This is a genomic window from Clostridium sp. USBA 49, assembly GCF_900167505.1.
Classification (GTDB): domain Bacteria; phylum Bacillota; class Clostridia; order Clostridiales; family Clostridiaceae; genus Clostridium_AT; species Clostridium_AT prolinivorans.
Genome location: NZ_FUYD01000005.1, coordinates 43,100 through 55,407, shown reverse-complemented (window position 1 = coordinate 55,407; position 12,308 = coordinate 43,100). Strand labels below are relative to the sequence as shown.

At 27.6% G+C, this 12,308-nt stretch carries 8 protein-coding genes and 1 pseudogene; 2 read left to right on the top strand and 7 right to left on the bottom strand.

From position 1 onward, the window contains the following. From B5D11_RS06545 to B5D11_RS06530, 4 genes are all read right to left on the bottom strand, one after another. Positions 1 to 1,284, bottom strand: a complete 1,284-nt coding sequence (locus B5D11_RS06545; RefSeq protein WP_078682250.1) for a PTS sugar transporter subunit IIC — start codon at positions 1,282 to 1,284, stop codon at positions 1 to 3. Positions 1,285 to 1,336: 52 nt separating this feature from the next. Next, positions 1,337 to 1,642, bottom strand: a complete 306-nt coding sequence (locus B5D11_RS06540) for a PTS sugar transporter subunit IIB (protein ID WP_078682249.1) — start codon at positions 1,640 to 1,642, stop codon at positions 1,337 to 1,339. 64 nt (positions 1,643 to 1,706) lie between these two features. Continuing rightward, on the bottom strand, positions 1,707 to 2,024 hold the full coding sequence (locus B5D11_RS06535; protein WP_078682248.1) for a PTS lactose/cellobiose transporter subunit IIA: 318 nt from the start codon (positions 2,022 to 2,024) through the stop codon (positions 1,707 to 1,709). 199 nt (positions 2,025 to 2,223) lie between these two features. Then, on the bottom strand, positions 2,224 to 4,920 hold the full coding sequence (locus tag B5D11_RS06530) for a sigma 54-interacting transcriptional regulator (RefSeq protein WP_078682247.1): 2,697 nt from the start codon (positions 4,918 to 4,920) through the stop codon (positions 2,224 to 2,226). A 286-nt stretch (positions 4,921 to 5,206) separates the two neighbouring features. Here B5D11_RS06530 and B5D11_RS12535 point away from each other — a divergent pair. Continuing rightward, positions 5,207 to 5,492, top strand: a pseudogene (locus B5D11_RS12535) (IS1595 family transposase); the annotation flags it as partial. A 356-nt stretch (positions 5,493 to 5,848) separates the two neighbouring features. Here B5D11_RS12535 and B5D11_RS06525 read toward each other — a convergent pair. Further along, the gene (locus tag B5D11_RS06525) at positions 5,849 to 7,300 is read right to left on the bottom strand and encodes an MFS transporter (protein ID WP_078682246.1); all 1,452 of its coding nucleotides are present in this window, start codon (positions 7,298 to 7,300) and stop codon (positions 5,849 to 5,851) included. Between the two features lie 278 nt (positions 7,301 to 7,578). Here B5D11_RS06525 and B5D11_RS06520 point away from each other — a divergent pair, with 278 nt between their 5' ends. Beyond that, positions 7,579 to 8,826 carry a helix-turn-helix domain-containing protein gene (locus B5D11_RS06520; RefSeq protein WP_078682245.1) on the top strand — a complete coding sequence of 416 codons (1,248 nt, stop codon included), beginning with the start codon at positions 7,579 to 7,581 and terminating at the stop codon, positions 8,824 to 8,826. 45 nt (positions 8,827 to 8,871) lie between these two features. On the opposite strand, the gene B5D11_RS06515 is transcribed toward B5D11_RS06520, so the two are convergent. Together B5D11_RS06515 and B5D11_RS06510 are read right to left on the bottom strand one after the other, a co-directional pair. After that, positions 8,872 to 11,181: a glycoside hydrolase family 2 protein gene (locus B5D11_RS06515; protein WP_078682244.1), complete on the bottom strand. Its 2,310-nt coding sequence runs from the start codon at positions 11,179 to 11,181 to the stop codon at positions 8,872 to 8,874. 242 nt (positions 11,182 to 11,423) lie between these two features. Then, positions 11,424 to 12,308, bottom strand: coding sequence for an AraC family transcriptional regulator (locus tag B5D11_RS06510; RefSeq protein WP_078682243.1), 885 nt, complete (start codon positions 12,306 to 12,308; stop codon positions 11,424 to 11,426).

Here is a 12,308-nt window from a genome sequence, read left to right as displayed (position 1 = left end):
TTAATTTTTGACATTAGATTTTTGTTCTAGTTCGTAAGCTTCTTTGTCTGCTTTTCTAAAAAATGGATACCAGACTATCATTTCTAAAAGTACAAGTACAACTTGCAACATAGCTATTTTCCAGCTTCCTTGCATTAGCCCGCTGAATATTATTGGCATACCGCTCATTGGTGGTATGCCGGCTACCCTAGGAACTAATCCTATAACTGTTAAAACATAAGCAATAATTATATTGATAGCATTCATAAATATAAATGGTATAGCAAATCTAAAATTGAAAACTAACGGTGTACCAAAAACCAATGGTTCACTTATTCCGAAAATAGATGGTAAGGCTGATAATTTACCTAATGTTTTATATTGCTTACTCTTAGCAAATAACAACATCAAAAGTGCGAACCCAATTGCGCTAGCACTCATTGTATAAGTACTTACAAAGGCACGTCCTGTTATATTAGGAAGTGGTTGTCCTGCTGAGTAAGCAGCTAATTGAGCTACATCCATTGCTGTAAATATCGGAAGAATAACTGAATAAATAACTAATGTTCCGTGAATTCCAAAGAACCATAATACTTGTGCAAATGTCCATAATATTATTATAGATATAATATTTCCACCTACGCCTTGAAGTGGAATTTGAACAAATGAATAAATAAAAGCATGTATTGTTTTATACGGAGTTGCTGAAAAAATACCTGAAACAATTAGGAATAATATAATAACTGAAAATCCTGGAATTAAGCTGATAAAACTGCTAGAAACTATTGGAGGTACGCTTGCAGGCATTTTAATGGTCCAACCTTTTTGCTTAACATATATATAAAGCCTTGTTGATATTAAACTTATAATAATTGCTGAAAAAATACCTTTTGCACCCAACCAATCTACAGGGATTGAAGTTATATTTATGTTATTTACCTTATTCACTGCAATTGGTGTAACTATAAAAAAGCAAACTGTTGATAATAGTGCCGGAACTATTGGATCTTCCTTAAATTGTTTTGCATAACTTCCAGCTATAGTAAGCAAAAATACTACAGCCAAAAAATTTGTGGAAAATTGTATTCCTATATTTAAAGCTGCTGCAATTCCATGTCTTGCAATAAAATTTTTGTAAGCAGGTATTGGAAGGTTTAAGAATAATGAGGCAAATGCACCGAGCAATGTAACGGGTAATGCTGCCATCATTCCTCCACTTACTCCATTTGTTAATTTACTCTTTTGAATTTTATTCATAATTGGAGCAATTTTTTTAGATATAGTTTTGGAATTAAAATTAACCATTGTTAAATCCCCCTCTAAAATATTATTTTTTATTGATTTTTCACATAATAAATTAATTCAATAACGCAAGTGCATCTTTTAACACCTTTTCACCATTCATTGTTCCATAATCCATTAAATCTATTACGGCAACTTTAATTCCTTTGGACTCATACTGTTCTTTTATATCATCTTCCATATATGAAATCTGCGGTCCTAAAAGCAATACATCCGTAGGCCCCTCATAATCTTCAAATTTCGACTCTGACATAGCAATAATCTTAGCCTCGATACCTTGTTTTTTAGCAGCTTCCTGCATTCTAGCCATTAACATACTTGTTGACATACCTGCTGCACATATTAATGTAATATACTTCATGACTTATTCCTCCTAAAATTTAATTATTAAACATATAAAATAAAAGCGATTTGGGTTTTATATGTTATTTTCTAAATTCTTCATACATATCTATCATTTCCTGAGCTAAATCAAATATTGTCATAGCGTTCATTAAATGATCCTGAGCATGAACCATAAGTAAAGTTACTTCTACATGATCTCCTGCTGCTTCACTTTGAATTAGATTAGTCTGAATCTCATGAGCCTTGCTTAGAGCCTTATTCGCTTCATTTATTTTTTGTTTTGCAAGATTCATATTACCTTTCTTAGCTGCTCTAATAGCCTGCATTGCTTTGCTTCTTGCATCACCTCCATTAACAACTAATTCCATAACTATTTGCTCCATTGATGTCATTTCCATTGCTCCACCCTCTATTCTTATAGTTTAATTTGTATTTCACTTATATATAAAAGCAATTATCGTGCCAAAATAAAATTCATGTAATAAAAAATATTAAAACCTTTAAATTAGGTATTTACAATTAACTAGGAATAATAAAAAAGGTTTTAAAAAAGCTTTAATGTGTTTAGCTTTTTCAAAACCTTTTCAAAACACGTCACTAATGTGTTTTGTTTTTTCTACTTTTCATATTAAATAAATTCATAAGATAACATATTTCATCATCTGAAATTACAATAGCGTACTTAGTATTTAAAAATGCACATTCGCTTTTAATTACCCTAAAAAATTCTTGATTTTCTTTGATATATTCCTCTTTCCATATATATTCTTCTATAGTCCCATTCCCACTTAATCTATCAATCATACATGCCATATGCAGTGTTATACCTATAATAGCATTTGAAGTCAATTTTATATTTAATGTTTTCGCAACAGTTCTACAAAACTTCTTAATGTCTTTAAGTACAACCTTGCTATCAACATTTTTTAATTGATGTTCTAGTGATTCCTGCATCTTAACATAAATTCTTTCTCTATCTATAATCTCTTGTATATCTTTATTAGACTTTCCTTCAATAATATCATCCAATTTAAACTGTGGATAGTCTACCTTTAGTTCAAACGGGCTGACTATAGCTATTATTTCATATTTATATGATAATTTTATCAATCTTTCATATATACTTTCTTTTCCTATATAATTCACAGGAATAATTTCAAGTAAGCTACTCTCGTAAATAAGTCTTTCTTTTAAAATATTTATTATTGCCTTAGCAGTACCTTCCCCTGTGGTACACACTGTTACTATAGCAAACCTCTTTTCTTCAATTGTCTCTGGTATATAATCCAGCATATTACTGTCATACAGATTATTTACCTCTAATGTATCTCTATATATTTCATCTAAGGAATATCCTATCATTGCTTTTCTTGTAGCTTCAATACAATGCAGAGTACTTGCTAAAGGAATTGTTCTGGTTTTTATCTTAAATTCATTTTCAATTTCCTTGCTGAAGGTCGTAAGTGATCCCATATCAACTAAAAATAGAATATCTGAATTAATATTGTTCTGCCTTATATATTCTCTAGTTTTCTGTAATATAACCTGAGGTTTTTCATCTATAGGAGCATTTATACCTTTAGCATATTTTGTTCCCAAAAGTTCATTAACCGTTTCCGCCATAGATGTAGCAGTATTTCTACCATGAGCTATAATTATTATTTTTACATTATTATTAATACAATGTATATTATTATCATTATAAACTAAAAACATTGTTATGAATCCAGCTTCATCTAATGGCATCCTAATATCTATATATTGCTCTATTATTTTCAAAACATCTACTGCTATATTAAATTCTGATGGATATTCTTTTCGTATCATATTTAGGTTTGGATTTTCAATTTTCTTGTTTCTTCTAATTCTATCTACAGAACTATTTATGTGAACTGCCAAACCATAATATATCTGCTTATCAAGCTTTCTATTAAGCTCCACTTCACAAAAGTTAATAACTTTTTCAATAACTTTCATAATACTAGGTTCTATAATATTTTCTAATGATGTAGTATCTATTTTATCAGAAAACTTATTCATATATTTTTTAAAATAATCTTCTATATCTCTTTCAATTTCTTCCTGAAATTTTTCCCCTTTTATGCCTCTTGATTTAAGCTCTCTTTTTTTCATGTCAAGCATTTCATAAATATTTATTTCCTTATCATTTTCTTCAAAAATTATATTTTTTTCATTTCTATCAAAAACACAATATCTTTTATTAATATCAATTAATTTAGCCCATAGCTGTCTGTGCTCTGTTTCTTTAAATAAGCCTTCTCTTATGTAAAGAGGTAAGTCTAAGCTGTTTATGCTTATATCATTTTTCTTATTAGACAAAAAATCAGCATATGCTTTTGCACAAGCAAGTTGTATATCAGATTTTAATTGTCCTACATTGTTTTCACAATCATAGGATAAAAATGCTTTTATTGAATTAATAGATACTTTTATATTTTTCCCAAGTCTTATAGACTCTTCAATCATAAACTGTTTTATAAGATTGAATCTTTCCTCCATTCCTCTATCTCTTAGTGGTGGAATAGTAATTACCATAGGAATTCTTCTAGTAAAAGTCCTTAAGAGATTAGCATTTGGATCTTCTGTAGTTGCTGCTATTATAAGAACTTTTGCTGTTCTTTCACAATCAGTTTCGCCCAACCTTCTATACACTCCTCTATCTATAAATGTAAAAAACATTTCCTGTCCTTCTGCTGGAAGTCTATGAACTTCATCTAAAAACAAAATCCCACCATCAGCCTTCTCTAGCAATCCTTCCTTGTCAAAATTCGCTCCTGTATAAGCGCCTTTTTTAACACCAAACAACTGGCCTAAAAGCAACTGAGGATTATTAGCATAGTCTGCACAGTTAAAAGTTATAAATGGACTTCCCTCTCTCTTCACTTTCATTTCAATCGCATATCTATATATTAATGCTGCAAAAGTAGATTTACCTACACCAGTTTCACCAAGTAATAAAATATTCATACCATTTGGAGGATATAATATGGCAGCTTTAGCCTGCTCAATTGCCCCATACAAACTTGGATTTGCTTCCGAAAATTTCTTTATAATTGATATATTTTGTATATTCCCGCCCTTAAATGGCTTATATAAAGTAGGCTTGCCCTTAATTTTAACAATCCTGCCATCTTCAAAAAGCCTATTTAAATCATTACTTACATTCGCTCGATTAAGATTCAACTCTTTGGCAATATCTGAAGCAGTTATTCCATTTTCATTATTTTTACTAAGTTCTATAAGTTTTTGAAATACTAAATCTATTCTTTTCATGGTTAATCACCAAATAACTTTCCTTTCAATGGTTGTTTTTACAACTGTATCATCCTATATAAAACTGCTTAAAAGCACCTCCAATATATTACCTTTGAGGCATCCTCTCTCTATGATCTCATTATATCAACCTTTCTATGTGTCCGTCAATTCAAGTATAATTCAATCGATATTAATCACGAAGAAGCAAATAACAGAGAAAATTTTGGTCATTGGTAAAAAAATCTACTGGCAATGCTATTTTAAGCCCTTAATGCAGATTATTATAGAACTCACTTGTAGTTTATCAATGGTAAAGTCTATCCTAGTTGCTATTAACATAGTACAAGTTTATTTTAAAAACATAAAATACTTGATTGTATAAGGTCATTTTTTGACGTAGGCTCTGTTGAAGGTGTAGTTAAGCCTGATGAAGTGTTTTTTGCAGAGAGGTTTAAAAGTACAAAGTCTTCCAAAATGTCAAGAAAATCTCATAAAAAAGGTAACAAATTAAAAAGAGAGATATTTATAACGAGCAAGTATGCATTTCTACTGCTATTGACATACATGGTAATTTAATTATGGAACTATTATATATAAAAGTAGAATGGACATATCAATAATTAAAAACCTCATGATATAGTATAATAACTTTGTGGTGACAGTCATAACCGTTATATTTAATTTTCTCATAATTTTTCTTCAGACTTAAATATATAAAAATAAGTATAATTTCATCTATTTGGAAAATTGTTTTTTTATTATATAGTTATTAAAAGTGGTAATATATAAATGTAAATGCATAAAATAGATTTAATAAGTAGTTAAACCAAATATATAATTTTTTAAAAAATATAATTTTAAAGTAATATTAGAGGAAGTTATGGACTTCCTCTAATATTATGACTAATATCAACATTATATTAAAACACATCCAAAATTATAAATTTTATACTTTATCAATAGCAGCCTTTTTAAGAGCAATTTCTTTTTTTATCTTATCCATGGTAGCATTATCAAGGTGATACCATTTCATTGCTAAAATTGAAGCTATATGTCCTAATATTGGGAGCCCATATACACAGAACAATATACCAATATAAAATTTTGTATTTAATGCTGTATTTGGTTGAATTACTACATTTCCATAACCAGCCCATGCAAGAACAATTCCAATAATAAATGAAGATAAAGATGAAATTATTTTATCAACAAAAGAAAATAAAGTTCCCATCATTCCAGGTACAAATCTTCCACTTCTATAAGTTTCATAATCTGAGCAGTCAGCTATCATAGGTATAACTATATTACCAGATATACCCATAACTCCTGTTTGTATCGTCATTAAAACTAAAAGTATTATAATGCCTGTATACGATTTAGTTAATATTGGTGTTAATGCAAGATTTAAAAATAGCATTAACATACTTGCCCAAGATGAACTAACAAAAGCCTTCTTTATACCTGCTTTTCTTGACCAATTTACACCTAAAGTTGTAATTATCATAACTGGTATAGCATTAGCAAGAGAGAATTTTCCCTGTAATGAAGAATTTAATAAAATATTAGAAAAGAAATATACTTGTGCACCTCTTAAAGCCGTTGATGCTAATTTATCTGTTGAAGCTGCAATAACAAGCATTTGTATTGGTCTATTATGTTTTAAAATATCTAAATAATCTTTAAATTTAACTTGTACATTATTTCCCCCTAATCCAAAAAATTCTGTTCTATCTTTTTGCCATATTCCTATTATAGCTAAAATAGTAAATATAAAAGATATTGTCATAAAAATTAATGAAGCATCCTTCCAAAGATTAGGATCAATCATATTTTTAGGATACTTAGGAGCCATAAATGCTGTAAGCAAAAATGTGCCACCACTAAATAAAATAGTATTATATACAGCATCAAACATTGTAAACACAGGACGTTGTTTTGGATCATTTGTTAAAACTGCCTGAGCACCTTTTGTTACTGTACATTGCAATGTATATCCTATAATATATATTACATATATTATAGTCGTATACCAATATTTTTGATTTATAGACCAGTTTGCTGGCGTTCTAAATATCATATTTACACTTATAAACAATATTATATTCCCTACTATCATAAATGGTCTAAATTTACCAAATTTTCCGTCTGTTTTATCCATTAAGTATCCTACTATTGGATCAGTTACTGCATCCCATATACGCATACTCATTGCTATTGAACCTACAACTACTGCTGCAAGCCCAAGAATATTTTGTGTAAAAAATGCATAAAAGCCCATTATAAACATAGCAATGTTAGTTGCAGTATTGTTCAATGCAAAAAAACCTATTTGCCATGTTTTAGCTGTATTATATTCTGACTTTTGGCTTACTTTTACATCAACTATTTCTGTTTTCATTTAATATTTCCCCCTCAAAAATTTAAACTTAACTTTGTAAAAACAAGAAATTTTTTATTTAATATTTTTGTTGTACTTATATCTCGCCTCCTTTGAATATTCTGTTTTTATAAATTCTAAAATTTTACTTTCGTAGTTTATCTTCATTAACTACTCGTTTTAAATTTGTTATAGCATAAGAATACATGAAATCGTTTTTTTAATCTCGTAATATCTTGCGAAAAATCGTAAATTATATATAATATATTTTAATAAATATTTTTAAAGGAGGATTTTAAATGTCTCAATTAGAAGATGTAATTAAGCGGCTTTGCAAATTCGCACTTAATTTTTCTAACATTGATACTTTTTTTATAAATTCAATGTCAAATATAAAATTCGAATACTCCTATAATAAACTTCCAAAATCATTAACCCCATATTTTTCAAATATAATTAATATGCTTAAACTTAACGAGCCCGCTTCTAAATATAATGTAATATTTCACTCTAATTCATATAGACTAAATTTTATATCTGCTAAAATATATAATGGCAATGATTATCTTGGGAGCATACTAGTAGGCCCTTTTCTTTTGGAAGAACCCACAGTTTTAATGATTGAAGCTGTAATTTCAGAAAATAATATGGCAATTTCTCTAAAAAATTTACTTAAACAGTATTACTTGTCTTTACCCATGATTAGTGCATATAAAGCAAAAACAATTGCTGAATTTCTTTTTTATTTAATATCTACTTTTCGTTATGATTGCTTTGAAGAGCCTAAAATAGGTAATTTAACTTATGACTTTAAAACAGAATACATTGTTTCACGTGATATGATAAAAGAAAATACTGAACGTACAATAGAAATTATAGAAAAACGCTATAATATTGAAAATGCATTTTTACATGCAGTTGAATCAGGTAATAGAGAACTTTTAGAAGATATAGTTAATGAATCTAATTCCATTTTTTCAAAAATTCCTGATAGAGTTCCTAACGATCCTCTTCGTTCACGAAAAAATTTAAGCTTTGTACTTAACACTTTATTAAGAAAAGCTGCAGAAAGAGGAGGAGTTCATCCTATATATATTGATAGCATTTCAGAAAAATATGCTGTTCAAATAGAGAGATGCACCTCTATAAATCAAATAATAGAATTAAACAATTCTATGTATTTCGGCTACTGTGATGCTGTAAGAAAGCTTTCAACAAAAAATTTCAGTCCTTTAGTACGAAAAGCTATAGATTATATAAGAATAAATTTAAATCAGGATTTAAGCCTTGAATCTATATCTAGTGCTATACATTCAAATGCTTATGATCTTTCCAGACAATTTAAAAAGGAAACTGGTGAAACTATAACTGAATATATAAATAAAAAAAGAATTAATGAAGCTATATATATTTTAGAAAATGAAAACGTATCTATCACTGATGCAGCATATACAGTTGGTTTTAACGATGTAAATTATTTTACAAAGGTATTTAAAAAAATCAAAGGAGTAACTCCATCAAAATTTAGGAAAATTAAAAATAATTAAATTTTATAAAAAATACCCTCCGATTAAATCGGAGAGTATTTTTTGTTATGATTTTTTAATTTTTGTTAATTCTTTATTAAGCATATAAATAACTTTTTCATTTAACATATCTTCCATAGAAGCTACATCATCAATTTTCATACTTTTCATCATATTATACATAGGTTGTTCTTCAAAATTTCCTAGATATTTTTTAAGTATTGCCTTAGCCTCTTCATTTTTCATAATTTCATCAAAAGTACAATGAGTTGAATATACATCGTCAGTAATTTCAATCTTTTCTATTTCTTCTACTTTAATATCACTTAAATCAGGCATTTTAAACCAATTTGAAACTATTCCACTTTTATCTTTTTGTGGAACTTGATAACTTGGGTTAGGCTGATTTACTTTATTAAATTTAGCTATATCTTTTAATAAAGTATCATTTTGTTTAGACACAGCCTTAATTTCATTTAATCCTTCTTTTAATTCAACATTTTCAAAAATAAATATCTTATCATTCCCTATCTTTGTTTCTAACTTTTTGTCATTAATATAAAGAGTTACATTATCGCAATTAGAATAAACTTTTACAGTGATTTTATCTTCTGCTCTATCTACAAAACGCTTACTTGTTATATGAACAAATTTTTCATCTGACCAATGTGCTTTATACATATAAAATGCATCTTTCTTAATTTTTCTATCATAAGTAATTAATCCTTTATTATTTCTTCCTTTTACTCCACCTTCATCTCTTATATTAGCTCCAAAATCAAACATATTCCATACATAAGTCGCCCAAAGGAAAGCATGTTTTTCAAATATTTTCCAAACTTTTTCATGATATAAGGCGTGATATTCTTCAGTATAATCTTTTACCTTTGGATTATTAGTATGATACTGAATAATACCTTCAGCGCCATATTCAGATATACATAATTTAACATTAGGATTTACTTTATGAAAATTATCAAGCCATTCTTCAAAATCTTCTACTTTGCCTTGATACCAACCATAATATTTATTATATCCAACTACATCAGTTATATAGTTATATTCATCCTTATCATCTACAAACATAACATTTGCCATTGTTGTTAATCTAGTTGGATCTTCTTTTTTAGCTAACTCATTTAGCTCCTTAACAAGCTTTCTAGTCTCTATCCTATCTCCTCCTATTTGTATTTCATTCTGTATACCCCAGAAAAAAATTGATGGATTATTATAATTTTGTCTAATCAATTCTATCATTTGCTGCTTTGCATTGATACCCTCTATATCATTTTTAGACATAACGGATATAAATGGTATTTCAGCCCATACTACCATTCCTTCCTTATTACATAAGTCATAAAAATATTGATTATGTTGATAATGAGCAAGTCTAATTGAATTTGCACCAATTTCTTTAATTAATTCCATATCTTCTATTTGTTCTTTTTCGGTAATTGCCCACCCCATATCTTTTCTATCTTGATGTCTTGAAACCCCTTTTAATCTAATATGTTCACCATTTAGATAAAAACCTTTTTCAGGATCAACTCTAAAAAATCTTACTCCAAATGGAATTAAAAGCTCATCAATAGTATCATTAAAACTTGTCATATATACTTTTGCTTTATACATATATGGATTTTTTCTACCATTCCATAAAATTGGCTTTTCTATAATAACAGGAACTTTTATTTCTTTATTTTCACCTTTAGATATCATTACTTCTTTTGCAGCATAAGTTACAACATTACCTTCTAAGTCGAGTATATCTGTCCAAAATCTTATTTTTTTATCTTCTAAACTATCATTAACTAACTTAGCTTTAATTGTTAATGAAGCTTTCTCATGACTTACATCTTCTTGAATTATATATATTCCCTTACTACCATAATCCATTAAATCAAAATGAACATCATCAGTAACAATAATATTAACATTACGATATATTCCACCGTAAAAAGTAAAATCTGCCATTTGAGGATATACATCATCTACAACTGTATTATCTACCTTTACAGATAAAACATTTTCGCCTCCAAATTCAACAACATCAGTTATATCAAATCTAAAAGTAGAATAACCGCCTCTATGTTGTCCTATATAATTACCATTTACATATACATCTGTAATACTGTTGGATCCATTAAATTCAATAAATATTTTATTTTTTTCTTCTAAACTATTAATAAGAAATTTTTTTCTATACCAACAAGCCCCTTTATAAAAATTAAAACCATTTGCTCCATCAATAGCATTCCAAGTATGCGGAACGTTTACAATTTCCCAAGTTTCATCGTTATAATTTTTTTCCATTGCTTTTTCTTCATCATTTCGTTTAAACTTCCATGAGTTATTAATATTAATAATTTTTCTCATTTCCTCATCCTCCCATTTTAATTTTTATTATTAAAATAACATTAATATAAATTAACTTTTGTCCAGTTAAGCAGTAAAATAAGTTAATTTTTAATACTTTATTCAAATAACAATTATATTATATTATTTATTGTAGTCGTATACTCGTACTATTTTGCACTATTTAGTAAATTATTGTAACAATATCATAAAAATTTTATATTTTTATAAACTCCTATAAGTGCAAAAATGTCAAGTATTTACTACTTGACATCTACTTGATTTATTTTATTATACATAGCTTTATAAAACTGCTTAGGAGTAAGCCCATATTCATTTTTAAAAGCTCTAAAAAAATTAGAGTAATCACCAAAACCACACTGTTTATAAACATCAATAATAGGAATCCCATTAAGTATTAATTCTTTTGCCTGTATTAATTTCTTCTGAACTATATATCTATGAATTGTAGTGCCTGTAAATTTTTTAAATTCTCTTAAAAGATGAAATTTACTAAGATAAAAATGTTCTGCAAGTTCATCAATAGTAATGTCTTCATTAATATGATTATTTATATAATCAATAATTTCATCAATTAAATTATTCTTTTTTATATCATTATCTAAATGTGCCTCTTCATTAAATACTAAGTTATTAATATATACCATAATCTCAGTAATATAAGATTTATAAAGAAGTTCTCTGCCTATTCCATTATAGTTTTCAAGATTTAACAATTTGATAAGCAATGTTTTTATATTCTGCTGAAGTTCAATATCTAATCTTAACACATTTTTTCTATCTAAATTTTCAAAACAACATGATAAGTTTATTTCTTCTGTAGAAAGTTTGTTTAAAAAAGATTTGTCCAGCCATAAAACAATTCTTTCATAAGGTATTTCTTTATTGTTTATAATAGCCTGATGAAGTTCTTTAGAATTTATTAAAATTATATCACCTGGCTTTAAATAATAAGTTTTTCCTTCTATTAAATAAGTTACATCTCCTGAAATAAAAAAATAACATTCATAAAAATCATGGTGATGAAGACTTATTCTGGCAATATCATTATTTGAATAATGATATATTTCATAATCAGTTGAAAGCATATATTGTCTACTTAAATATTCATGAATTTTTCTTTTCAT

What these genes read in the sequence shown, in the direction of transcription:
- B5D11_RS06545 (WP_078682250.1), bottom strand. Translation starts at nt 1,284, where the DNA reads ATGGTTAATTTTAATTCCAAAACTATATCTAAAAAAATTGCTCCAATT.
- B5D11_RS06540 (WP_078682249.1), bottom strand. Translation starts at nt 1,642, where the DNA reads ATGAAGTATATTACATTAATATGTGCAGCAGGTATGTCAACAAGTATG.
- B5D11_RS06535 (WP_078682248.1), bottom strand. Translation starts at nt 2,024, where the DNA reads ATGGAAATGACATCAATGGAGCAAATAGTTATGGAATTAGTTGTTAAT.
- B5D11_RS06530 (WP_078682247.1), bottom strand. Translation starts at nt 4,920, where the DNA reads ATGAAAAGAATAGATTTAGTATTTCAAAAACTTATAGAACTTAGTAAA.
- B5D11_RS06525 (WP_078682246.1), bottom strand. Translation starts at nt 7,300, where the DNA reads ATGAAAACAGAAATAGTTGATGTAAAAGTAAGCCAAAAGTCAGAATAT.
- B5D11_RS06520 (WP_078682245.1), top strand. Translation starts at nt 7,579, where the DNA reads ATGTCTCAATTAGAAGATGTAATTAAGCGGCTTTGCAAATTCGCACTT.
- B5D11_RS06515 (WP_078682244.1), bottom strand. Translation starts at nt 11,181, where the DNA reads ATGAGAAAAATTATTAATATTAATAACTCATGGAAGTTTAAACGAAAT.
- B5D11_RS06510 (WP_078682243.1), bottom strand. Translation starts at nt 12,308, where the DNA reads ATGAAAAGAAAAATTCATGAATATTTAAGTAGACAATATATGCTTTCA.